General features: G+C 69.0%; 21 protein-coding genes. 7 read left to right on the top strand and 14 right to left on the bottom strand.

Annotation, left to right across the window (positions count from 1 at the left end; genetic code table 11):
* Positions 1-276: 276 nt before the first annotated feature.
* The 3 genes from ACYQ7X_RS02270 to ACYQ7X_RS02260 all read right to left on the bottom strand — a co-directional run bounded on the left by ACYQ7X_RS02270 (position 277) and on the right by ACYQ7X_RS02260 (position 2,279).
* Positions 277-1,248: an NAD-dependent epimerase/dehydratase family protein gene (locus ACYQ7X_RS02270; protein WP_459695195.1), complete on the bottom strand. Its 972-nt coding sequence runs from the start codon at positions 1,246-1,248 to the stop codon at positions 277-279.
* 117 nt (positions 1,249-1,365) lie between these two features.
* Entirely contained in the window at positions 1,366-2,151 is a 786-nt protein-coding gene (locus ACYQ7X_RS02265; protein ID WP_459695194.1) for a 3-hydroxybutyrate dehydrogenase, read from the bottom strand.
* Positions 2,148-2,279 (bottom strand): hypothetical protein, encoded by a 132-nt coding sequence (locus ACYQ7X_RS02260; RefSeq protein ID WP_459695193.1) that lies wholly within the window; start codon positions 2,277-2,279, stop codon positions 2,148-2,150. The genes ACYQ7X_RS02265 and ACYQ7X_RS02260 overlap by 4 nt, the downstream gene beginning before the upstream one ends.
* Before the next feature lie 102 nt (positions 2,280-2,381).
* Between ACYQ7X_RS02260 and parE the strand changes: the two genes are divergently transcribed.
* Complete coding sequence (gene parE, locus ACYQ7X_RS02255; protein ID WP_459695192.1) at positions 2,382-4,352, top strand: DNA topoisomerase IV subunit B; 1,971 nt, start codon at positions 2,382-2,384, stop codon at positions 4,350-4,352.
* A 49-nt stretch (positions 4,353-4,401) separates the two neighbouring features.
* On the opposite strand, the gene ACYQ7X_RS02250 is transcribed toward parE, so the two are convergent.
* From ACYQ7X_RS02250 to ACYQ7X_RS02235, 4 genes are all read right to left on the bottom strand, one after another.
* Positions 4,402-4,839 (bottom strand): hypothetical protein, encoded by a 438-nt coding sequence (locus ACYQ7X_RS02250; RefSeq protein WP_459695191.1) that lies wholly within the window; start codon positions 4,837-4,839, stop codon positions 4,402-4,404.
* Complete coding sequence (locus tag ACYQ7X_RS02245; protein ID WP_459695190.1) at positions 4,836-5,420, bottom strand: HutD/Ves family protein; 585 nt, start codon at positions 5,418-5,420, stop codon at positions 4,836-4,838. The genes ACYQ7X_RS02250 and ACYQ7X_RS02245 overlap by 4 nt, the downstream gene beginning before the upstream one ends.
* Entirely contained in the window at positions 5,417-6,790 is a 1,374-nt protein-coding gene (locus ACYQ7X_RS02240; RefSeq protein WP_459695189.1) for a formimidoylglutamate deiminase, read from the bottom strand. Before ACYQ7X_RS02240 ends, ACYQ7X_RS02245 begins: the two co-directional genes overlap by 4 nt.
* 191 nt (positions 6,791-6,981) lie before the next feature.
* A complete protein-coding gene (locus tag ACYQ7X_RS02235) occupies positions 6,982-7,536 on the bottom strand; it encodes a TetR/AcrR family transcriptional regulator (RefSeq protein ID WP_459695188.1) in 555 nt (184 codons plus the stop codon).
* Positions 7,537-7,596: 60 nt separating this feature from the next.
* Here ACYQ7X_RS02235 and ACYQ7X_RS02230 point away from each other — a divergent pair, with 60 nt between their 5' ends.
* A complete protein-coding gene (locus ACYQ7X_RS02230; protein WP_459695187.1) occupies positions 7,597-8,085 on the top strand; it encodes a monooxygenase family protein in 489 nt (162 codons plus the stop codon).
* A 7-nt stretch (positions 8,086-8,092) separates the two neighbouring features.
* Here the strand turns inward: ACYQ7X_RS02230 and ACYQ7X_RS02225 are convergent, their stop codons facing one another.
* Positions 8,093-8,305 carry a hypothetical protein gene (locus tag ACYQ7X_RS02225; protein ID WP_459695186.1) on the bottom strand — a complete coding sequence of 71 codons (213 nt, stop codon included), beginning with the start codon at positions 8,303-8,305 and terminating at the stop codon, positions 8,093-8,095.
* Between the two features lie 572 nt (positions 8,306-8,877).
* Here ACYQ7X_RS02225 and ACYQ7X_RS02220 point away from each other — a divergent pair.
* Entirely contained in the window at positions 8,878-9,141 is a 264-nt protein-coding gene (locus tag ACYQ7X_RS02220) for a DksA/TraR family C4-type zinc finger protein (RefSeq protein ID WP_459695185.1), read from the top strand.
* 3 nt (positions 9,142-9,144) lie between these two features.
* Here ACYQ7X_RS02220 and ACYQ7X_RS02215 read toward each other — a convergent pair whose 3' ends face one another.
* Both ACYQ7X_RS02215 and ACYQ7X_RS02210 read right to left on the bottom strand, forming a co-directional pair.
* On the bottom strand, positions 9,145-10,125 hold the full coding sequence (locus ACYQ7X_RS02215; RefSeq protein ID WP_459695184.1) for a phosphotransferase enzyme family protein: 981 nt from the start codon (positions 10,123-10,125) through the stop codon (positions 9,145-9,147).
* A 181-nt stretch (positions 10,126-10,306) separates the two neighbouring features.
* A complete protein-coding gene (locus ACYQ7X_RS02210; RefSeq protein WP_459695183.1) occupies positions 10,307-10,939 on the bottom strand; it encodes a histidine kinase dimerization/phosphoacceptor domain -containing protein in 633 nt (210 codons plus the stop codon).
* A gap of 298 nt (positions 10,940-11,237) precedes the next feature.
* Between ACYQ7X_RS02210 and ACYQ7X_RS02205 the strand changes: the two genes are divergently transcribed.
* Positions 11,238-12,068 (top strand): response regulator, encoded by an 831-nt coding sequence (locus ACYQ7X_RS02205; RefSeq protein WP_459695182.1) that lies wholly within the window; start codon positions 11,238-11,240, stop codon positions 12,066-12,068.
* A gap of 34 nt (positions 12,069-12,102) precedes the next feature.
* Here ACYQ7X_RS02205 and ACYQ7X_RS02200 read toward each other — a convergent pair whose 3' ends face one another.
* Positions 12,103-13,059, bottom strand: a complete 957-nt coding sequence (locus tag ACYQ7X_RS02200; RefSeq protein WP_459695181.1) for a LysR family transcriptional regulator — start codon at positions 13,057-13,059, stop codon at positions 12,103-12,105.
* 78 nt (positions 13,060-13,137) lie between these two features.
* Here ACYQ7X_RS02200 and ACYQ7X_RS02195 point away from each other — a divergent pair, with 78 nt between their 5' ends.
* Positions 13,138-14,076, top strand: a complete 939-nt coding sequence (locus ACYQ7X_RS02195) for an MBL fold metallo-hydrolase (RefSeq protein WP_459695180.1) — start codon at positions 13,138-13,140, stop codon at positions 14,074-14,076.
* A gap of 13 nt (positions 14,077-14,089) precedes the next feature.
* Positions 14,090-15,064, top strand: a complete 975-nt coding sequence (locus ACYQ7X_RS02190) for an alpha/beta hydrolase (protein WP_459695179.1) — start codon at positions 14,090-14,092, stop codon at positions 15,062-15,064.
* A gap of 89 nt (positions 15,065-15,153) precedes the next feature.
* Here the strand turns inward: ACYQ7X_RS02190 and eno are convergent, their stop codons facing one another.
* The 3 genes from eno to ACYQ7X_RS02175 form a co-directional block, all read right to left on the bottom strand.
* Entirely contained in the window at positions 15,154-16,431 is a 1,278-nt protein-coding gene (gene eno / locus ACYQ7X_RS02185) for a phosphopyruvate hydratase (protein ID WP_459695178.1), read from the bottom strand.
* 119 nt (positions 16,432-16,550) lie between these two features.
* Positions 16,551-17,189 (bottom strand): uracil phosphoribosyltransferase, encoded by a 639-nt coding sequence (gene upp, locus ACYQ7X_RS02180; RefSeq protein WP_459695177.1) that lies wholly within the window; start codon positions 17,187-17,189, stop codon positions 16,551-16,553.
* A 71-nt stretch (positions 17,190-17,260) separates the two neighbouring features.
* Positions 17,261-20,686 carry a hypothetical protein gene (locus tag ACYQ7X_RS02175; RefSeq protein WP_459695176.1) on the bottom strand — a complete coding sequence of 1,142 codons (3,426 nt, stop codon included), beginning with the start codon at positions 20,684-20,686 and terminating at the stop codon, positions 17,261-17,263.
* 17 nt (positions 20,687-20,703) lie between these two features.
* Between ACYQ7X_RS02175 and ACYQ7X_RS02170 the strand changes: the two genes are divergently transcribed.
* Positions 20,704-23,655 carry a bifunctional [glutamine synthetase] adenylyltransferase/[glutamine synthetase]-adenylyl-L-tyrosine phosphorylase gene (locus tag ACYQ7X_RS02170; RefSeq protein ID WP_459695175.1) on the top strand — a complete coding sequence of 984 codons (2,952 nt, stop codon included), beginning with the start codon at positions 20,704-20,706 and terminating at the stop codon, positions 23,653-23,655.

The raw sequence follows: 23,655 nt of genomic DNA, 5'->3' as shown, positions 1-23,655 counted from the left end.
GAGAGCCGAAGCTTCTAGCAGATCAACCCGCTAACCTCAACCCCAGCCATCCGCCGGTGACCCGCCTTCTAAGCGCACCAGGCGCCCCTGTCAACGCGGCAATGACAGCCCGATGACAGGCCACGGATTTCACCAGTTCGTTTTTTATCAAAGCGTTAGTCACGCCCACCCCGGCTTTGCCGGCGTTTCGCCGCGCCCCTCGCCCCGCATGCGCTCCATGCAAAATTATACGTTGTCAGCGAGAGCCATGCATTTCTGCGCGGAACAGCACCGCTCTCAGCCGGCGGGCGCCCAGGTTTTGAACCAGGATACGAAGCGCGGAATGCCAATATCGAGCGGCGTCTCGGGCACGAAACCCGTCAGCGCGCGGATCGCCGCGATATCGGCGAAAGTATCCGGCACATCTGCTGGCGGCCGCGGCTGATCCTCGATGATGGCACGCCGGCCGAGCCCTTCTTCCAGCAAGGCGACGAGCCGGCTGACCGCCTCGCTTCGGTTGTTGCCGATATTGAGCAGCCGGGGGGCATCGCCCGGCGGCGGCCGGTCCAGCACGCCGATGATGCCGGAGACGATATCGTCGATATAGGTGAAATCCCGGCGCAGCCGCCCGCCATCATAGAGCGTGATCGGCCGCCCGGCGCGGATTGCCTCGGCAAAGGAGAAATAGGCCATGTCCGGCCGCCCCCAGGGCCCATAGACGGTGAAGAAGCGCAAGCCCGTCTGCGGCACACCGTAGAGATGGCTATAGGAATGGCTCATCAGCTCATCGGCCCGCTTGGTCGCGCCATAGAGCGAGACCGGCAGATCCACCCGATCGCCCTCGGCGAAGGGCATCGCGGTATTGCCGCCATAGACCGAGGAGGAGCTGGCATAAACAAAGTGCTTCAGCCCCTTGCGATGCCGCGCCACCTCCAGCATCACCACATGGCCCATGAGATTGGCGGTGACATAAGCGTAAGGGTCGATCATCGAGAACCGCACCCCCGCCTGGGCGGCGAGATGGACGATCCGGTCGATCTCCGGGTGGTCGGCCATCAGCGCGGCGACGCTGTCGCGATCGGCAACCGAAAGCCGGGCGAAGCTGAAGCCCGGCTGCGCCGTCAGCTGAGCGAGGCGCGCCTGCTTCAGCGCCGGATCGTAATAGGCGTTCAACTCATCGACGCCGAGCACCGTCTCGCCCCGCGCGAGCAAGGCCTGGCAGAGGTGGAAGCCGATGAAGCCCGCGGCGCCGGTGATAAGAACGGTCATAATCAAAGCCCAACTGCAAACTGGAGGAGACGGGCGCCGCCCCTGCCGGCGGCAGAGGCCTGGCGCCCAGCGCCGATCATCCCCCTCTTTGCGGCCTTTCTATGAAACCCGCAGGGCTTATTCGGCGAGCCAGCCACCGTCGATCGAGAGCGGCGCGCCGGTGATCGTCGCCGCGCCATCCGAGCAGAGGAAGACCGCCAGCCCGCCGATCTGCTCGGGTGTCGAGAAACGCTTCATCGGCTGCTTTTCACTCACCAGCGCCACCTTCTCCTGCTCGACCGTCGTGCCATTCTTGGCCGCCCGATCCTCAAGCTGCTTTTCGACCAGCGGGGTCAGCACCCAGCCCGGGCAGATCGCGTTGCAGGTGATCCCGTCATTGGCGAGTTCGATGCCAGCGACCTTGGTAAGCCCGACCAGCCCGTGCTTGGCCGCGACATAGGCCGACTTTTGCGCGCTGCCGACGAGGCCATGGGCCGAGGCGATATTGATGATCCGTCCCCAGCCGCGCGCCTTCATCCCCGGCGCCACCGCCTTGATGCCATGGAAGGCCGAGGAGAGGTTGATCGCAATGATGGCATCCCACTTCTCTTCGGGGAAATCGACGACGTCGGCGACGAACTGGATGCCGGCGTTATTGACGAGGATATCGACGCGGCCAAAGGCGGCCTCGGCCTCCGTCACCATCTGGCGCACGCCCGCGCCCGTGCTCAGATCCGCAGCGGCATAATGCGCGCGGACGCCGAAATCACCTTCGATCGCCGCCCGCTCCCGCTCGATCTCCTCAGGCTTGCCGAAGCCGTTGATGATGATATCGGCGCCCTCGGCGGCAAGCGCGTGGGCGATGCCAAGCCCGATCCCGCTCGTCGAGCCGGTGACCAGGGCAACCTTGTCCTTCAAGCTCATCGCTCGCTCTCCTTTGCTTTCTCGATTGCTGACGCCCGACAGTCATGCAGCACGCGGCCGAAGGGCAGCGCCATGTCAGCCTTGATATGCCGAGCATAGAGGATTTTGCGCACCGGCAAATCGGCCACGCACTGCTCAGCCGCATGCCGTATGTCGCCTGCCGCCTGAGCAAGATCTTGCCCTCATCCGGCGGCCGCGCTTAACCTGCCCGCCAGGAACAGGAACAAGACATGAACGATCTCTTCGGCAAGGCTGGCGCCGAGGCGGCTTATTCCGCTGAACATATCGAGGTTCTCGAAGGCCTGGAGCCGGTGCGCCGGCGCCCGGGCATGTATATCGGCGGCACCGACGAGACGGCGCTGCACCATCTCGCCGCCGAAATCCTCGACAATGCGATGGATGAGGCGGTGGCCGGCCATGCGAGCTTCATCGAGATGACGCTGGAGCCTGGCAACCTGCTGACGATTCGGGATAACGGGCGCGGCATCCCGGTGGACCCGCATCCCAAATTCCCCAAGAAGAGCGCGCTCGAGGTCATTCTCACCACGCTTCATTCGGGCGGCAAATTCTCGGGCAAAGCCTATGCGACCTCGGGCGGGCTGCACGGGGTCGGCAGTTCCGTCGTCAATGCGCTGTCGGATCTCTTCGAGGTGGAAGTCGCGCGGGAGCGGCGGCTCTGGAAGCAATCCTTCGCGCAAGGGGCGCCGCAGACCAAGCTCATCGATGCGGGCGCGGTGCAGAACCGGCGCGGCACCAGCGTTCGCTTCCGGCCGGACCCCGCGATCTTCGGCCCTCTGCTGCAGTTCAGCCCTGCCCGGCTCTACAAGCTCTGCCGCTCCAAGGCCTATCTGTTCCGCGGCGTCGAGATCCGCTGGAGCTGCGCGCCGAGCCTCATCGCCGCAGGGTCCGAGGTGCCGGCCGAGGCGGTGCTGCACTTCCCCGGCGGGCTTCGGGACAGTCTGGAGGAGGATATCGGCAGCGCCACCCGCGTGCTGCCGACCCCCTGGTCGGGCGAAGCCGCATTTCCGCAAGCCGCCGGGCGCATGGAATGGGCCGCCCTCTGGGTGGAAGGCGGCGGCGGCTTCCTGCACAGCTACTGCAATACCGTGCCAACGCCGCTCGGCGGCACGCATGAGGCCGGGTTGCGCTCCGCCCTGCTCAAGGGCCTCCGCGCCTGGGGGGAGCATCGCAGCAACAAGCGCGCCGCCCAGCTCACCGCCGAGGATGTGCTGAGCCCGATCGCCGCCAAGCTCTCGGTTTTCATCCGCGAGCCGCAATTCCAGGGCCAGACCAAGGAGAAGCTCACCAATCCGGACGCGACGCGCCTGGTGGAGGCGGCGCTGCGCGACCGGTTCGACCATTTCCTGGCGGGAGACCCGGCATCGGCGGACAATCTCCTCGCCTTCGCGATCGAGCGGGCGGAGGAGCGTATCCGCAGGCGCGAGGAGAAGGACACGCCGCGCAAATCGGCGACCAAGCGCCTCCGCCTTCCCGGCAAGCTCACCGATTGCACGCGGGAGAATGCGGCCGAGACCGAGATCTTCCTTGTCGAGGGCGATAGCGCCGGCGGCTCGGCCAAGCAGGCGCGCAACCGGGAAACCCAGGCCGTGCTGCCGTTGCGCGGCAAGATCCTCAACGTCGCCTCCGCCTCCGCCGACAAGCTGCGGCAGAACCAGGAACTGCGCGATCTGATCGAGGCGCTGGGCTGCGGTGTCGGCGACAAGTTCGACATCAAGCGCCTGCGCTACGGCCGCATCATCATCATGACCGATGCCGATGTGGACGGCGCGCATATCGCGAGCCTGCTGATGACCTTCTTCTACCGCGAACTGCCGGAGTTGGTGCGCCAGGGGCATATCTACCTCGCCCAGCCGCCGCTCTACCGCCTCACCCAGGGGGCGAAATCGGTCTATGCGATGAACGATGCCGAGATGGCGAAGCTCGGCAAAACCGCGTTCAAGGGCTCGGGAAAGATCGAGGTCAGCCGCTTCAAGGGCCTGGGCGAGATGCCGCCGCAGACGCTCAAGGAAACGACGATGGACCCGGCGAAGCGGACCCTCATCAAGGTTGTCGCCGCGCCCGAGACGCGGGCCGAGACCAATACCATGGTGGAAAGCCTGATGGGCCGCCGCCCGGAACTCCGCTTCCAGTTCATCCAGGATCATGCGAGCCGGGTGACGGAGGCGGAGCTGGACGTTTAGAGAGCGTCAGACGTCGCTTGAATCGCCACGCGCCCGGCGCGGCAGGCGCCTATTGGCAGGGCGGCGGCTTGCCGCCGGTGCAGACGCTCTCCATCCCGCCCGGCAGGACGTAGCGCCCGTCGGACCGGATGCCGGGCTTCGGCGGCGGCGGCACGTAGCGATGTGGCGCGACGTAGTGATGCGGCGCCACATAGTGGTGCGGCGGCACGTAGTGGTGCGGCGCGACGTAGTGGTGCGGCGCGACATAGTGGTGCGGCGCTACATAGTGGTGCGGCGCTACATAGTGGTGCGGCGCTACATAGTGGTGCGGCGCTACATAGTGGTGCGGCGCTACATAGTGGTGCGGCGGCACGTAGTGGTGCGGCGCCACATAGTGGTGCGGCGGCACGTAATGGTGTGGCGTCGCGTGATAGGTGGCGGCATCCGCCTCGTGTACGAGCATCGTCACACCGCAAAGCGCGGCGATCGCCCAGGCAAGCATCTTCATCCGCGTGGCCGCTCGTCCGCATGCGGTTCCACCCGGGCCCAGATGGCCCGGCCGCTCAGCCATTCCGCGCGCAGCGGCCCATCGGCCCGCGCGGCATCCCCCGCCGCGATCCGCACCTGCCCCGTCTCAGCCTGCAAGCAAACCTCCTCGAACGCGTAAACCAGCGCCACTCCGCCAGCCGGCGCCTCCAGGGCGCGCGCTCCCCGCCCCGGCACCAGCCGCGCCACCCGCCGGTCCACCATGAGGTTGAGATCCCTGGTCGGCCCGGCAACGAGGCTGCACGCAACGGCGACCTCACCCGGAAACTCGATATCCTCTCCAGGGCCGAGGCGTCGAGGGGGCGCATCCGCAAGCGCGAGATCAATTCCCGCGCCGTCCACCACCGTCAGCAGCCGGTCGATATCGGGAAAGACCGAGAACGGCCCGTCGGAGGCGATCTCGGCGAGGCTGAAACGCCAATGCCAGGCGGCAGGCGGGCCGCCGGGCAGCTGACCGGAGGCGATCTCATGGGTGATGCCGCCGCCATTGCGCCAGGGCGCGGCGCGAAAACCCGCGCGCGGCAAAATCTGCCAGCCGCTCACAAAACCAGCCGCCGCACCGCCGCATCGAAACCGGCGCGGGCCTGTTCCTCGGCCGGATGATGGCCGTTCCGCACCCGCCAGATGCCGGCCACCATCACATCGCGCACCGGCAGGCTCGCCCCGGTGAAGATCGCGCTATCGAGGATATCATCCTCCTCCGCCGTCGGCTGGGTGAGCCGGACAGGATCAAGCACCATGAGATCGGCGCGGAAGCCTTCGGCGATCGCCCCCACCGGCTGGCCGAGGGCCGCGGCCCCGCCGCTCACCGCCGCGCGGAACAAGCTGCCACCGACCGAGCCCACGCCATCCTCCGGCAGGGAGAGGCAGCGCCGGCCATGCGTCAGCCGCTGGCCATATTCCAAGAGCCGCAGCTCTTCCCAAGGGTCGAGCGTGACGTTGCTGTCCGACCCGATGCCGAAGCGCCCGCCGGCTGTCATGAAGGCGGGCAGCGGGAAGATGCCGTCGCCCAGATTGGCTTCGGTGATCGGGCAAAGCCCCGCCACCGCCCCGCTCGCCGCGATATCGGCGATCTCATCCGGCAGCACATGCGTCGCATGGATCAGGCACCAGGAAGGGCCGACCGGCGCCTCCGCCATCAGCAGTTCCACCGGCCGCGCGCCTGAAGCGGCCAGGCAATCCTCCACCTCACGTTCCTGCTCGGCCACATGGATATGGATCGTGGTCTCTTCCGGCAGGGCGGAGGCGATCTGCCGCACCACCTCGACGGGGACCGCCCGCAGCGAATGCGGCGCGATGCCGACGCGTAGCGAAGGCGAAATCCGCTCATGCGCGCGCAGGCTTTCGAGAATGCGGATGAGCCGCTCCTCATCGGCGGCGAAGCGCCGCTGCGCGGGCTCCAGCGGCGCATCGTCGAAGCCCGCGCGCATGTAGAGCACGGGCAGGATGGTCAGCGCGAGGCCCGTCTCATCGGCTGCGTGAACCAGGCGGAGCGCCATCTCCGCAGGGTCCGCATAGGCGACGCCCTTAGGATCGTTGTGCAGATAGTGGAATTCGCCGAGGCTCGTATAGCCCGCCTTGAGCATCTCGATGAAGAGATGCCGCGCGATGGCGGAAAGCTCCTCCGGCCCCACGGAATGGGCCGCGCGATACATCGTCTCGCGCCAGGTCCAGAAACTATCCGCAGGGTCCCGCCGCTTCTCGGCAAGGCCTGCCATGGCACGCTGGAAGGTGTGGGAATGGACGTTGCCCATGCCCGGCAGCAGCGGGCCGCCGAGCCGCTCCACCCGGTCCCCGAGCGGGCTGGCGCCCGGCTCCACGGCCGTGATCGTGCCGTCTTCGGCGATGTCGATCCGCACATCCCTGGCCCAGCCGGATGGCAGAAGGGCAGTGCTGGCAAAAAGGCTCGGCATGGTCAGGCAGTCTCCCAGAGCAGATCCGGGCGGGATGGGGCGCATCCGGCCGGACGAGGATGCTCGCACGTTCAGCAAGCCGAAGGCGGCTCCGGAAAAGCGCGTCTCCCGGGCCGGGCCTTGCGGCACGAAACCCTTCCTAGAAGATTCGGGGCGTCGGCGCACCGGCCTGGATGGAGGTTTAAGGCGAGTTAATGCGCGGCGGCCACCCGCAGGCCCGAGACGAAGAGGCGAAGCATCGCGCGCGCCTCCCCCTCATCTTCCGGCAATCGGTGGTCGAGCCGCAGCAGCGCGAGCCCATGCACCAGGCTCCAGGCGGCGGTGGTCGCGGCCGCCGCTACTTGCGGCGCGAAGCCCGCGACGCGCCGGGCAAGCACGCTATAGGCGGTCTCGCCGGCCAGCTGGGCGGGATCGAAGCGGCGTTCGAGCGGGCTCGTGAACATCAGGCGGAACAGGGCCGGATGGCGGCGGGCGAAAGCGAGATAGGCGAGGCCCTGGGCGATGATGGCCTCCGTATCGTCGGGCGCGGCGGCATCCGCCTCGGTCACGGCCGCGCGGAGCAGGGCGAAGCCTTCCTTCGTCACCGCGTCGAGCAGCGCGGCCTTATCCGCAAAATGGCGATAGGGCGCCATGGCAGAAACGCCGGCCCCGCGAGCCACCGCGCGCAGGGTCAGATCCTGGGGATTTTCGGCCAGCAGGCGCATCGCCTCGGCGATCAGCCGCGCCGGCAGATCCATCTTCGTCATGCGTGTTTACACCGTAAGCAATAGCCGCTATGTTTACGATGTAAACGGAGGATAAGCGCCATGCAACCAGCCCGCGAAACCGTCGATCTCTCCGCCTATCCCGATTTCGTCATGATCCTGCTCGGCTTCCGGCTCCGCCGCCCCAGCGCGCTCGGCGCCTTCTTTCAGCTCGGCCGAGGCTTCGCCCAGATCGCGCGCCAACCGCCCGATGGGCTGCTCGCCTCGGAGAACTTCCTCTTCGGCTGGAATCACCTCGGCATCCGGCAATATTGGCGGGACATGGCCTCGCTCGAAACCTTCACCCGCGCCGAGCCGCATGCCGAGTGGTGGCGCCGCTTCGCCCGGCCGCAGGCGGCGACGGGCTTCTGGCACGAGGTCTATTCCGCCCGCGGCGGGGTGGAAGCGCTCTATCTCGGCATGCCGGAAACGGGCTTCGGCCTCGGCCGCTTCGCCCCGCGCCTCGCCCCCGCCGGGCGGCTGAAATCCGGGCGCGGCCGGCTCGAAGCCGATCGGGAAGCGCGGGCGGCAGCGGGGGCCGGGGCCGGCTGAGCGCCTGCTACAGCCGTTCGTCCTGGAACTTGAAGAAGTACCAGATGCGCTTGGGTTTGCCGGTGGCGGCGTCGAGCTTGTAGAGGAGCAGCGCGCCGTCCTCGCCCTCCCGGCCAGAGTTGAAGTGGATGTCGTGGACGCCCTTCCCCTGCGGGCCGCCATCGTCGAACATCATGCCGAAGGCCATCACGAACCGGGTGCCGTCGAGGTCCGCGGCCAACTGATTTTCGATGCGGATATAGGAGCGGCGTGAAATCCGCCTCTGTCAGACCGAGGGCGCGGTAGCTCAGCCGCGCATCGCTCTCCGCGCCGAAGCTCGGCGTGCCGAAGGGCGCTTCGGCCGTCGCGTCCGCGGCCGGGTCCAGCGGCTGCTCGGCGATGAAGACGCCGATATCGGACCCGCCGCGCGAGCGCGTATTCACATCGACCTGATAGGAGCCGCCGGCGCCGGTATCGAGATCAAATTGCAGATGGTCACCGTTGCGGCCCTGGATCGCACGGTCCGAACCGCGCGCGACCGTGCCCGTCACCGCGCCATAGGTCAGCGGGGAATTGCCATCCCGCACGAGATCCCGGTTCCACCCCGGTTGCCGGTCGCGATAGTAGGACATGGCCTGGCCTCTCCAGCTGTTGCGGTCGCACACAAGACGGCGCCCAGCGCCGCAGGCGCACCTCCAGCATGCGCGCTCATGCGGCCTGCGGCCCGCGCCGGATGGTGACAGTTCTGGATCGGCGGCCCGCCACCCCCTATCTTGTCATCTGGGTGATATGACACGAAGCGGAAGGTGCGCCATGGCGACCGGCTGGGCCCCGGACGGGGCAGTGCAGGATCAGATCGACGATACGGTGACGGATGCGGTCGCCCGCGCCCGGGCGCGCATGCCCAAGGGCGAGAGCGAAGCCTTCTGCGTGGAATGTGGCGAGCCGATCCCCGAAGCGCGCCGCCAGGCCGTGCCGGGCGTGCGCCATTGCGTCGCCTGCCAGGCGGAGCTTGATCGCCGCCCGGTGCCGGGCGGAATGAACCGCCGCGCGAGCAAGGACAGCCTGCTCAAATAAGGCTCAGCCGGCGGCGCTGAGGAAGCGCTCGGCGAGGTCGAGCGCCCCGTCCGTATAGGCCACGCCCATCTCCTGCGCGGTCGGCGCCTCGCCATGCGTCTTGACCCAGGCGAGCAGCAGCATCCGCCGCAGCAGTACGAGCGCGGGGAGGATCGCGGCATCCTCGGGGCTGAGCGGGGCGACCCGCCGGTAGCCGGCAACCCACGCCTCGGCAAGCTCCGCCACCACGGGCGCATGCTCGAAGAAGCTCACGGCGGCGGCGAAATCGTACATGAACCAGGAGAAGCCGCAGTCATCGAAATCGATCACCTGCAGGCGGTCCGCTTCCACCAGGAGATTGGCGAGCCGCAGATCCCCGTGGATGAGGCCGAAGCGCGCGGGCCCCTGGCCATAGGCGCCGAGCATCGCCGCGATCCGCGCTTCGGCCCGGCTCAGCAGCGCCCGGCCGCCGGGCGTGAGGCCGAGCGCCGCGCGCCAATCTCCCCAATGGCCCGGCGCGCCGAGGGCGGTCGCGACTGTCCAGCTTTTGCGGGTGAAGCCGGGCGGCCGGGCCCAGGCGCGGGCATGGGCGTGCAGCCGCGCGCTGATCGCGCCGAGATCCGCGAAGCGCGGCCTGAGATCCTCGCCCGGCTCGGGGGAGCGGCCGGGCAGGAAAGTGAAGGCGGAGACGAATCCCGCCGCAGCGAGCGGCAGATGCAGCAGCAAAGAGCCGTCCGCACCCGGCACCGGCGCGGCCGTTGCCACCAGCCGCTCCTGCCGCAGGGCGGCGATCCAGGCCAGCTCGCTGAGGATCTCGGCCTCGCTGTGATAGCCCGGCCGATGCGCACGGAGCATGATCCGCCGCTCCCCTTCTTCGGCGAGGAAGGTCGCGTTTTCCGAGATCGTCAGCAGGCGGAGGCGCGCGGCGGGGCCGAACCCCCAATGGCCGAGATGGTCGGCGAGCAGATGCTGCAAGCGGTCCAGAAAAGGCGCGTCGTGGATCATGCGGGGAAGGCACTCGCCGAGCAGGAGGGCTGGTGGGGCGGGGGAATCGCCCGCGGCCGGGGACGCGCAAGCCAGCCCAAAACGCCCGCGGGCGCAAGGCCCCGCCGCCTCCCCTCGCGCCCCGCAGGGCGGCGCACCGCAAGCGGGCTTGAGGTGGGCGCCTAGGGCCGGGTGCCGATCTTCAGACGAGTTCCTGCTTGGGCAGGCTGATATGCAGCTCCTCCGCCGGCACATCGGGCAGGCGGCGCGCATTCAGCTGCTTGAGGTGCCCTTCCAGCAACCGCTCCCTCAGCGAATCGAACAGCGGCGCCACCGGCACCGGCCCCCGGATGACGAGGCAGACATGGTCCGGCTCCTGCCGGGTCTGGATCCCGACCAGCGCCTGCCCATCCCTTCGAGCATCGAGCACCGGCGGCAGGGCGACGGCAAGGTAGAGGCTGAGGGTGATCGCCTGATCGAGGTTGATCATCAGCCGCGCTTCGCATTCGGCGGTTTCCACCTCATGCCCCGGCGTCGCCGATACCTCGACGAGCCCCGCCACCACCTCGCGGATCAGATCGTCGATCGAGACGCGGATCAACTCGCCCGAGCCATAGACCACCCGATAGGCGGCGGCCATCGCCTGCACATGCTCTTCCAAGAAGCGGATATCGCCGCGGCGGTCCGCCGGCAGCATGCGCTTCTGCACATTCATCAGGCTCACGATAATTTGCAGATTGTTCTTCACGCGATGGTGAAGCTCGCGCACCAGCCGGTCACGCTCGGCGATCGCCTGCTTGGAACTTCCATCGCCCGACGCTGCGTCTCCCGGCATCGTCGTCATCCACCGGCCATATCGTGCAAGGAGCTTCTCCAGTCGCGCCGCCAGGCCGCCTTTCCAAGACGGCGATGTTATCCATATCGCTATGAAGCGCCATCCTGCCAGGGGTGCCAGCTTCACCTGATCTTGACCGGAGAGCGGAACGTGCCATTGCCCGAGAGGGAGACCTCCTTGATGGATCGCGCTCATGGCGTTAGTCGGAAGGCCCGGCAGCGGCTGGCCGGGCTTCGCCACCTTACCGGGCGAGGCTCATCCGCCGCCGCCGCGATGCAGATTGTGACGGATCACGCCGATGCATAAAGCGCAAGAAATCGCCGCCCACCTCCCCTATCTGCGCCGCTTCGCGCGGGCCTTGACGGGCAGCCAGGCGGCGGGGGATGCCTATGCCGCCGCGGCACTCGAGGCGGTCTCGCTGGAACCCGACGCCCTGCCGGCGGATCTCGATCTCAATGCCGCGCTCTACAAGGTGCTGCTGACCATCTGGGGCTCGGTCCCCGCCAACCGGCGCCATCTCTCCCCGGCCTCCGAGGAGCGCGGGCCCGGCCTGCCGCGCGATATCGACGAGATAACGCCGCTCCCCCGCGTCTGCTTCCTCCTGCACACGATGGAGGGCTTCTCCTCCGATATCGTCGCCCGGCTGGTCGATCGTCCGGTCGCCGAGGCGCGCCGCCTGATCGACGAGGCCGAGCGCGAGATCGCGGCGCAGATCCATGCCGATGTGCTGATCATCGAGGACGAGACCATCATCTCGATGGATCTGGAGGCGCTGGTCGAGGATCTCGGCCATCACGTCGTCGGCATCGCGCGCACCCGCAACGAGGCGATGGCGCTGGCCCGCGCCAGCCGGCCGGGCCTCATCATGGCCGACATCCAATTGGCGGACGGCAGCTCCGGCCTCGATGCGGTGACCGATATCCTGGCCGGTGCCGAAGTGCCGGTGGTCTTCATCACCGCCTATCCGCAGCGACTGCTGACGGGGGAGCGGCCGGAACCCTCCTTCCTCATCACCAAACCCTTCCAGCATGAGGTGGTCAAAGCGGTGATCAGCCAGGCGCTTTATTTCGACCAGCGGGCGCGGCTTGGCCGCAAGCCCGGGCCGGTTCTGGGCTCCCTTCCCGCCTGACGGCGCCCGGCAGAGTGCGGAGAGGCCGCGCGCCTCAAGCCGCCACCTGCCGCGCCCTCTCCTCCTCCTCGTCCCGCAGCAAGGCCACGACCTGCCCGCGCAGCCAGGCGGAGGCGGGATCCTGGTCGAGCCGCGCCGACCACACCATCATCGCCGCCGGTAGCCGCAGCGTGATCGGCACCGGGCTCACCACGAGGCCGAAGGCCGGGCCGAAGCTGCGCGCCAGGCGCGTCGGCAAGGTCGCGATCACCGGCGCGCTGGCCGCGGTCGCCAGCACGCTCATGAATTCCGACGCGGCGGAGACGACGTTCAGCCGCGCCCCGATCTCCTCCAACGCGGCTTCCAGGCAGCCGCTGAGGCTATCCGTCAACGTCACCACCGCATGCGGCAGGGTGAGGTAATCCGCCCGCCCGACCGGCGGGGCGAGCGGCAGCAGCGCCGGGTTGAAAACGCAACTCACCGATGGCTCGAACAGCACCTCGGAGCGGTAGCGCTGCGCCATCACGGGCTCGAAGCAGCCGACTGCGAGATCGAGCACGCCATCGTCGAGCAGACGCTGCACATCCTCGCGCAGCGCCCGCTGGCTGAGCAGCCGCACCCCCGGCGCCGCACTGCGCAGTGCGGCGATCAGCCGTGGCACGAGCAGCAGTTCGATCTCCCCGGAATAGCCGAGGCGGAGGGTCCGCTCCTCTGTCGCGGGGTCGAACTGCGCGGAACTATGCAAGGCCGCCTGCATCTGCCGCAGCGCCGCCCGGATCGGCTCGGCGAGCGCCGCCGCCCGCGCCGTCGGCCGCAAGCTCTGGCCCACGCGGACGAAAAGCTCGTCCTGCAGCAGCACCCGCAGCGTCGAGAGGCTGTGGCTCATCGCCGGCTGGCCGACCTTGAGGCGCGCAGCCGCGCGCGTCACGCTGCCTTCCTGCATCAGCGCATCGAAAGCCACCAGCAGGTTGAGATCGAAGGAGCGTAGATCGAAGTGATTGATGGATGACATGAGTTGGATCGATTTGAACGATGCCCAATCTCGGCGCATCTCAGGCGGGAAAGCAACTCATTCTTCGTTGAGGACCGCATGCCCGAAGAGAGCTTCCCGACCTACCGCCTCGGCGCGGCGACGATCACCAAGATCCCCGAAATCGCCTTCGAACACCCGGATGCCACCACGCTGCTGCCGGAGAGCACGCCGGCCGAGGTGGAAGCGGCGGCGGCCGGCATCGGCCCCGGCTCGCGCGATCCGGCGAGCGGGCACCTGCGGATGAGCATTCATAGCTGGCTGGTTCGCCTGCCCGGCCGGGTCATCCTCGTCGATACCGGCACCGGCAATGCCAAGGAACGCCCGACCGTGCCGCTCTTCCATCACCGCAGCGAGCCCTTCCTCGAACGCCTGGCCGCCGCCGGGGTGCGGCCGGAGGAGGTGGATCTCGTCCTCCTCACCCATCTCCATGCCGATCATGTCGGCTGGAATACGCGCCTTGCAGCGGGGCGCTGGGTGCCGACCTTCCCACGCGCCCGCTATCTCTTCTCGGCTCGCGAACGCGCCTATAACGAGGCGCTGATCGCCGGGGATGGCTCGGATGCGGCGATGCGCGCGGCCGCAGGGCTTGGCGCCATGCACCACGCGCCGCTGCCCGGCGTCTATGAGGATAGTGTGCTGCCGGTGCTGCAAGCCGGGCGCGCCGAGGAAATCACGGTCGATGGCCAGGATGTCGCGGAAGGCTTCAGCTTCCTGCCGAGCCCGGGCCATAGCATCGACCATGCGGCGATCCGCCTCCGCTCGGAGGGCGCGGAAGCGCTCTTCTGGGGCGATGTGCTGCATCATCCGCTGCAGGTCGCCCGGCCGGACTGGAACTCCGTCTATTGCGAATTCCCCGAAGCCGCCCGCCGCTCCCGCGGCTCGGCGCTCGCCTACGCGGCGGAGAGCGGCGCGCTCGTCCTCACCACGCATTTCGGCGAAAGCTCCGCCGGGCGGGTCACCCGCGCGGGCGATCGCTTCACCTGGCACTTCGCGTAAAGGAGCCCGAAGGATGGACCGCTCAAGCCTCGATCCTGCCGCCCTCATCGCTGAACGCCGCATGATCCCGAGCGATACGCCCGGCATCATGCTGCAGCTCATCGGCCGCCGCCGGCGAGACCTGCAGACCTTCACGCCGGAGCGGACGCTGCTCCTCATGCATGGCGCGACCTTCCCTTCAGCGAGCCTGTTCGACGTACCGGCCGGCGGCTTCTCCTTCATGGATGCGCTCGCCCATGCCGGCTACGATGTCTGGGCGGTCGATGCCCGCGGCTATGGCGGCTCCACCCGCCCCGCCGAGATGACGGCTCCGCCGGAGGCGCATGCCCCGCTCGTCCCCGCCCGCCTCGCCATGCGGGATCTCGCGGCGGCGATGGATTTCCTGCGTCGGCATCGCGGCGTCGCGCGCCTCAACCTGCTCGGCATGTCCTGGGGGGCCTCGGTCGCCGGCGCCCATGCCGCGGCGGAAAGCGCGGGGATCGAGAAGCTCGTGCTCGTCACCCCGCTGTGGCTCGCGGAGGGGCCGCGCCGCATCGATCCGGGCGGGCCGCTCGGCGCCTATCGGGTCGTCAACCCTGCCGCTTTTGAGACCGCCTGGCGCGCCGCGGCGCCCGAGGAACGGCGGGCGTCGCTGATCCCTGCCGGCTGGTTCGATCTCTGGCTAGAGGCAACGCTCGCGACCGATGGGGGCGCGCCCACCCCGGGCACCATCCGCGCGCCGGCCGGCGCCGTGCAGGATACCCGCACGCATTGGACGGCGAGTAATCCGCTCTACGATCCAGCCGCCATCCGCTGCCCGGTGCTCGTCCTCACCGCCGAATGGGATATCGATACCCCCTTCGCCATGACGCATGATCTCTTCACCCGGCTCACCGGCACGCCCGCGAAACGCTTCGTCGAAATCGGCGAAGGGACGCATATGCTCCTGATGGAGAAGAACCGGGAGCAAGCCTTCGATACGGTCATCGGCTTTCTGGGCGAGGCTTAAACCGCCCGGCAGGCCTCGCGCGCCCACGGCCACCCTCCGCCGGGCGCCGATGCCAGAGAGCATCCACGCCCGGCGGGAGGCGAAGCCGCTCAGCCCTTGAGGATGGTGCGGCCGGCGTAGCGCGCCGTCTGGCCGAGCATGCTCTCGATGCGGATGAGCTGGTTGTATTTCGCCACACGATCGGTCCGCGCGAGGCTGCCGGTCTTGATCTGCCCGGCATTGGTCGCGACCGCGAGATCGGCGATGGTCGCGTCCTCGGTCTCGCCCGAGCGGTGGCTGATGATGCTGGTGAAGCCCGCGCGATGGGCGATCTCCACCGCCTCCAGCGTCTCCGTCAGCGTGCCGATCTGGTTGACCTTGACGAGGATGGAGTTGCCGGTCTTTTCCGCGATGCCGCGGCGCAGCCGATCCGGGTTCGTCACGAACAGATCGTCGCCGACGAGCTGCACGCTTTTGCCCAGCCGCTCGGTCAGCAGCTTCCAGCCCGCCCAGTCATCCTCGGCGCAGCCATCCTCGATCGAGAAGATCGGGTAGCGCGCGGCGAGATCAGCGAGGTAATCCACCATGCCGGCGGCATCGAGGGTGCGGCCCTCGCCTTCCAGCTTGTACTGGCCATCGGCGAAAAATTCGGTGGAGGCGCAATCGAGCGCGAACATGATGTCCTCGCCGGGGCGGTAGCCCGCCTTCTCGCAAGCCTTGGCGATGAAATCGAGCGCTTCGGTGGCCGAGCCGATATTGGGCGCGAAGCCGCCCTCGTCTCCCACGTTGGTATTGTGCCCGGCATCGTGCAGGGCCTTCTTCAGCGTGTGGAAGATTTCCGAGCCGATGCGCACCGCCTCCGCGATGCTCGCCGCGCCCACGGGCGCGATCATGAATTCCTGGATGTCGATCGGGTTATCGGCATGCTTGCCGCCGTTGATGATGTTCATCATCGGCACCGGCAGCGTGCGGGCATCGACGCCGCCGAGATAGCGGTAGAGCGGCAGGTCGAAATCGACCGCCGCCGCCTTGGCGACCGCGAGGGAAACCGCCAGCATGGCGTTGGCGCCGAGGCGGCCCTTGTTGGGCGTGCCGTCAAGGTCGATCAGCAGATTGTCGATCGCAACCTGCTCGGAAGCGTCGAGCCCGCCGAGCGCCTCGAAGATCTCGCCCTCGACATTGGCGACCGCCTGGGAGACGCCCTTGCCCTGGAAGCGCGCCTTGTCGCCATCGCGCAGTTCCACCGCTTCATGCGCGCCGGTGGAGGCGCCGGAGGGGACCGCGGCCCGGCCCATGGCACCCGTTTCGAGGATCACATCGACCTCGACGGTCGGGTTGCCGCGGCTGTCGAGGATCTGGCGGGCGACGATGTCGGCGATGGCGGACATGGCTCTTCCTTCCGGGGTGGCGTTTCGCGTTTCGCGTCTCGCCTAAGCCGGCGGCGGGCGGAAGGCAAGGGCCAGCCTTCCGCACAAACCGCTATCGGCGAAACTTTTGCGCAACAGCCTTATTTGGTGCCGAACAGCCGATCCCCGGCATCGCCGAGGCCGGGGCGGATATAGGCATGCTCGTCGAGTTCCCGATCGAGCCCGGCGGTGAAGACCGGCACGTCCGGGTGCTTTTCCAGCATCACGGCGACACCTTCCGGGGCGGCGAGGAGGGAGACGAAGCGGATTTGGCTGGCGCCTGCGCGCTTGATGACCTCGACGGCGGCCGCCGCCGAATGCCCCGTCGCGAGCATGGGATCGACCGCGATCACCAGCCGCTCGTCGATATCCTCGGGCAGTTTGGTGAAATATTCCACCGGCCGCTTGCTCACCGGATCACGGAAGAGACCGATATGGCCGACGCGGGCAGAGGGGACGAGATCCAAAAGCCCTTCCAGGAGCCCGTCGCCCGCGCGCAGCACGGAGACAAAGCAGAGCTTCTTGCCGGCGAGCAGCGGCGCCATCATCGGCTCCAGCGGCGTCTCGATCGGCACCATCTGAAGCGGCAGATCCCGCATCACCTCATAGCCGAGCAGCAGGCTCGTCTCCCGCAACAACTGGCGAAAGGCGTTGGTGGACTTCTCCCGCCGCCGCAACAGGGTGAGCTTGTGCTGCACCAGGGGATGCTCGACGATGGTCAGGTTCGGAAAGGCGGTCATCGCGCCGGGGCCTCGCTGCTTCACACTTCAGTCCTGCGCATGATGCCGGGCGGGGCGGCATGGGGCAACGCTCATCGGGCGGGGGCTGCCGCCGGCGGCTTGGCCGCCCCCGGCTTCTGGAACAGGTTGCGCAGAATGCCCGGCGCCACCATCGACAGCGCATTGACGTGGACGGAGGGATTGTCGATCGGCCCGAGCACGCGGAAATCCGCCGCGAACAGCCCGCCGCCCTTCTCCGGGCTGAAGAGCCGGCCGATCACCGGAATATGGCCGAGCAGCGCATTGAAGAAATAGGCCGGCACCACCGTGCCCTTGAGGTCGAAGCTATTGGCCGGCAGGTCCACGGTGCCATCCGCGGTCAGCCCGAGGGAGGCGCTATAGGCCCGCGCCTCGGTCAGCGTCAGGGTGCGGCTTTCCAGGCGGAAGGGCATGATGAGCTTGCTGAAAAACAGGCCCGAGCCGTGCAGCAGATCGACCAGGCCATAGAGCGTCATCGCCTGCAGGATCTTGCCGATGGTCGGCGCGTCGCCCAGCGTGAACTTGTCCATCTCCGCAATGCCGGTGAGCGGATGGGTGGCGAGCTGATCATTATAGGCGGCGTCGATGCGCAGCACCCCGCCATCCACGAGATCGTAGATATTGGTTGCCTTGAGAAAGCCGCCGAGATCGCCGCTCGTCAGCGTCACCTGCCGGCCGCCACGGCCGTTCTGCACCACGAGCAAGCGCGTCGGCGCGCCGGAGGGGGCGACGGTCAGCGCGAGATCCGCACTCTGCACGATACGCCCGTTGTTGACCGCCTGGCCGCGCACCGCATCAAGCTCGCGCGGGCGGCCGCCGGCCATGGTGCCGAAGAGGATGCGGCCGAGGGATACCGAGATCCGCCAAGGCGGATGGGGCGCGAATTCGGACCGCGCGGAGATCTGCGAGAGCGCCTGGTTGGTTGGAGCGACGGAGGGTTGCGCCTTGCGCCCGAAGAGCCCGGCGAGATCGAGCGTGCGGCCGCCCAGCCGGATATCGTATGGCGCACCGGGGCCAGCGGGCAGGCCGATCCGGCCGTTGATATCGGTGCGGCCGAGGATGAACCGCGGAATGTCGAGCGCGCTCAGCCGCCCGGCAGTGAAAGCCGGCTGCACCTGCACGTCGATCCCCGGCCCCTTGAGCGCCACCGGATCGAAGCCGGCGATCCGGCTCCCTTGCAGGACGATATGCGCCGTCGCCGTCGCCTGACCGGCGCCGCCCGCCCAGCCGATCTGGCTGATCCGCAGATGCGACGCCGGCAGGTTCACCGTCGCGTCGATATCCGTCCGCCCATTCTGCGCAGCGGCGAGGTCAAGCCGCGCCGCGAGGCTGCCGTGCAACAGCCCGCCCGTCGGCACGCCGGCCGCGGCCAGCTGCGCGGGCGTCGCGGTCGCCTCCGCATGCACCATCGCTACTGCCTGGTCGGCCGTTTTGGGGGCGAAGAGAGCATCGAGCGAAAGGCGCAGCGGGATCGTCGCCAGCCGGCACGGCCCGGAGAGGTGCAGCATCGCCATGGAGGCGCTGATCGCGAATTGCCCATCCGTCAGATCCCGGCCGAGCAGGAGCCCTCCAAGGGCGAGGCCCGTGACATCGGCCTTGGCATCGAGGGTGATCTGCCCTGTCGTCACCTTGGCGAGCAGCGGCAGGCTGAGCTTGACCGCGGCCTTGACGGTTCCGGCCGTCACCTTCAGCGGCAGCGGCACGCTCTTGAGCAGGCCGAGCCGGGGCTGATTGAGGAGAGCTACGACAGCCGCCACCGGCCCGGCGAAATTGACCGCGATGGTGCCGGTCTGGACCTGCCCCGTGAGGCCCGAGATCACCATGCTGCTCGGGCTGAGGGCGAGCGCCCCCTGCCGCGCCTTATCGACCTTGATCAAGACCTTATCCATGCCCTGCAGGATAACCGCCCCCTGCCCCACGGTGAGCGGCGGCAGGCCCGGCAACCAGGTGACGGCGAGCCCCTCGGCCGGAATGCCCCCGGCTACCGAGACGAGGGCGAGATCGCCGGGCCCGGCATCGCTTTTGAAGCCGAAGGCGAAGGTGCCGTTGTCGAGCGAGCCACCCCGCACCTGCGCCTTGATCCAGGCGCGCGCCCCATCGGCGAAGCCGGGCGGCCAATAGGCGGGCACATCGTCGCTCGCCACGTGATCGAGGCCGAGGCCGAGGGTTGCGGTAAAGCCACCGGCGGCGAGCGGCTGGGCCGAGCCGCTGAAGCTCAGCGTGGGCGCTGGCGCCTCGCTCACCGCGCCGAAGACGATGCGGGAGGCAGGGTCGATCCGGATCGCGCTCTCATCCCCCGTCAGGTGGAGGTTGAGGGAAGCAACCGGGATATGCGCGCCATTGATGCGCATCTCGCCGGCGCCGGCGGAAAGCGCGGCGGTGAGCGCGGTGATGCGCGCGGCGGGCGAGAGGGTGAGGCTCGCGTTGGCCTGGAGCGGCATCGCCGGCACCGGCAGGCTGGCCGGCATGCCGAGCGCGGCGAACATTCCGGCCGGATCATCGAGCATGGCGGAGGCGCTGAGGCTCAGCACCCCCTGCCGCGTCACCAGGCCGCGGAGCGCGAGGCTCGGCCGCTCGCCCGCGGTCGCGGCAGGCAGCGCGCCGCCGCGGGAGGCGAGGACGCCCGCGAGCTGCAGGGCGATGCCGCCCTGGTCGGCCCGCGCGGCGGTGAGCGAGAATTCACCGAGTTGCAGCACCCGGCGCGTGAGGTCCGGCTCGCCGGCAGCCGGTGATGCCGGCGGAGGCGCGGCCGGCGGAGGCGCGGCCGGCGGAGGCGCGGCCGGCGGAGGCGCGGCCGGTCGAGGCGCCGGTTCCAGCACCAGGCTGCTTCCCGTGACCGTCACGCGCTGCAATTCGGAAAGGCCGGCGAAGCGGACGGGCACGAGATGCCGATCGGTCTGCGGCGGCTGGCGCAGCACGGCGATCGCATCGCGCAGGCGCGCCCGCAGATCAGGCACCGGGTGCCGGCGGGCAGGCCGCGGCCCAGCCGCTGCCGCCGCCGGCCGGCGCAGCGTGACATGCAGGCCATCGAGCGTGATCACCCGGGGGGCGAACACCCCGCGCACCGCCCAGGCAGCTGAAAGATCGAGCGCCAGATGGTCGAGCGTGAGGCTTTGGTGCCGTGCCGGATTGGCGACCGCGATGCCATCGGCGGCGATCTGCACCGGCTGGTCCGGCCCGCGGGAAAAGCCGCGCCAGTTGAAGGCGAGATGGGCGACCGAGATGCGATACTGCGGCTCCGCCATCGCCGCCACGCGGCCGAGGCGCGGCAAGAGCCAGGAAACGTCCACCGGCCCCTGTGCCGCCCGCCAGGCGAGCATGCTGCCGCCGAGGATCAGGATGAGCAGGATGCTTTCGATCAGCAGCACCAGTGCCGAGAGCGGCCAGCGCCACCAGCGGCCGGGGCGATGCCGGGGCTTACCGGCCCCGGTCTCCAAGACGGGGCCGCCCGGCGGCTCTTGACCGTCCACGCCGCTCATGCCCAGCCTCGCGCGCCATGCCCGAGACCCCGCCCGCCCCGACCTACCGCCCACCGACCCGCCCCACACCGGCCTGGCCCGCGCCCGCCGATCCGGCCGCCGCTCGCGATTTCGTGGAGCGCTTTCGCGCCGAGGCGGCCGCCCGCGGCCTCGCGACGCCGATCCCGCCAGCGCTGCTTGCAGCGATCGGCGGCAACAGCCCCTATCTCGCCGGCCTCGCCCTGCGCGAGGTGCGAACGGTCGGCCGGCTGGTCGCGGAAGGCGCCGCGGCGGCCGTCGCCGATGCCATGCGAAGCCTCGCCGCCATCAGCCCCGCCGCGCCACGCCCGGCCGTTTCGGCGGCGCTCCGCCAGGCCAAGCGGCAGGTGGCGCTGGCGGTGGCGCTTGCCGATATCGGCGGTCTCTGGCAGCTCGATCAGGTCACCGGCGCGCTGTCCGACCTCGCCGAGGCGACGCTCGGCCTCGCCCTCCGCCACCTGCTCCTGGCCGAGCATGGCGCCGGCCGCATCCGCCTTGCCGCGCCGGCCGAAGATCCCACCCGTGGCAGCGGGCTCTTCATCCTGGCGCTCGGCAAGCTCGGTGGCCACGAACTGAACTATTCGAGCGATATCGACCTCATCGTCCTCTATGAGCCTGCGGCGATGGACCCGCCGCCTGAGAGTATAGGCGGCATTTATACCCGCCTAGCCCGTGATCTCGTGAAACTGATGGAAGCGCGGGAGGCGGAGGGCTACGTCTTCCGCGTCGATCTGCGGTTGCGGCCCGATCCCTCGGCCATGCCGCTCGCCATCTCCGTCCCTTCGGCGATTACCTATTACGAAACCATGGGCCGCAACTGGGAGCGCACCGCCTTCATCAAGGCGCGGCCGGTGGCGGGCGAGATTGCCCTCGGCGAGGCCTTCCTCGATAGCCTCCGCCCCTTCGTCTGGCGGCGGCATCTCGATTTCGCGGCGATCGCCGATATCCATGCCATGAAGCGGCTGATGGACGCGCATCGCGGCGGCCCCATCCCGCCGGGGGAAGACCCGGTGGCCCGCCTGCTCGGGCATGATCTCAAGGTCGGGCGGGGTGGCATTCGCGAAATCGAATTCCTCGCCCAGTCCCAGCAGCTAGTCTGGGGCGGCCGGGCGCCGGTGCTTCGCGTCGGCGCCACCGTCACCGCGCTCGGCCTCCTCACCCGCCTCGGCCATATGCGGGCGGAAACCGCGGAGGCGCTCATCGCCGCCTACCGCTTCCTGCGCCAGGTGGAGCATCGCCTGCAGATGATCGCGGATCGGCAGACCCACGCCCTGCCCGAGAAGCGGGAGGGCTTCGCCCATCTCGCCACCTTCATGGGCTGCGAGACGGCGGAGGATTTCGCCGCACACCTGCTCGGCCATCTGCTGACCGTCCAGGGCTTCTACGATTCCTTCTTCGAGAGCGAGGAGATGGAGGAGACGATCAGCCTCGGCCCGGGGGACAGCCCGCCGCCCGAGGCGGCGCTCGCGCGGCTCCGCCAGCTGGGCTTTGCCGATCCACCGCGGATCGTCGAGGCGGTGCGGCGCTGGCTCTCCGGCCGGCCGCGCGCGCTCCGCTCCGAACGCGCCCGCGCCCTCCTCGATCCGCTGCTGCCGCATATTCTGCGGTCGCTCGCTGCCCAACCGCAGCCCGATCAGGCCTTCGCCCATTTCGATGCTTTCGTAACCGGCCTGCCCGCGGGCGTGCAGCTGCTCTCCCTCTTCAGCCGCAACCCGGCGCTGATCGATCGGATCGCCCTGCTCTTCGGCGCCGCACCCGGGCTCGCCCATCACCTCGCCAACCACCCCGGCTCGCTCGAAGGGCTGCTCGGCTCGGAAGAGGCGCGGGCCGATCCGATGCGGGCGTTGGCGGCGGAACTCGTCGATGCCCGCAGCCTCGAGGATGTCATCGCCGTCACCCGCCATGTGGTGAACGAGGAGAGCTTCCGCATCAACCTCGCCTCCCTTGAAGGGCGGATGGATGTGGACCATGCCGGCCTTGCCCGCACCGCGCTCGCCGATGCAGCGATCACCGTCATTCTGGAAGCGGTGGTGGCGCAGCACCGCGCGCGCTACGGCTGGTTGGAACAGGCAGCCTTCGCGGTGCTGCTGCTCGGCAAGGGCGGCAGCCAGGAGATGATGCCGGGCTCGGATCTCGATCTCATGGTGATCTACGACCGGCCGGAGGAGGCCGAGGCGAGCGACGGGCCGAAGCCGCTCGCCGCCAGCCAGTGGTTCGCCCGGCTCGTCACCGCCTTCACCACGGCGCTGACCGCGCGCGGCGCGGAAGGGGCGCTCTACACGGTCGATATGCGGCTGCGCCCCTCGGGCAATCAGGGCCCGGTGGCGGTCAGCCTCGCCGCCTTCCGCAAATACCATGCCGAACAGGCCTGGACCTGGGAGCAGATGGCGCTGACGCGCGCCCGCATCGTCACCGCCTCGGCGGGCTTCGGCCCGATTGTGGAAGAGGCGCTCGCCGCCGCCCTCCGCCCCCGGCATGACGCGGCGCGCATCCGCGCCGATGCGCTCGACATGCGCCGCCGCCTGCTGCGCGATCTGCCGGCCCAGGGCCCCTGGGATGTCAAGCTCATCCCCGGCGGCACCATGGAGGTGGAGTTCATCGCCCAGGTGCTGCAACTCATCCACGGCGCCCATCGCCGCGAGCGGCACGACACGACGACCGCGACCGCCCTTGCCCAGCTTGCCGCCGCCGGCTGCCTCGCAGATAGCGCGGCGGCGCTGCTGATCGAGGCGGACCGCCTGTGGCGGACGATCCAGAGCGCGCTCCGCCTCACCCTCGGCCATTCGCGCGGGCCGGATCTGCCGGAGGCGCCGGCGCGTATCCTCTGCGGCCTGACGGGGGAGCCGAGCCTTGCGGCGCTGCGGGCAAGGATGGGCAGGACCGCCGAGCTGGTCCGCGCCGCGTTCATCCACCATATCGGCGATCCGGCGATCCCCGCTGGCAAGCCCTGA

It is taken from the genome of Acidisoma sp. C75 (assembly GCF_054665095.1).
The sequence above is the reverse complement of the archived record's forward strand: the minus strand, read 5'-3'. Positions and strand labels throughout refer to the sequence as shown.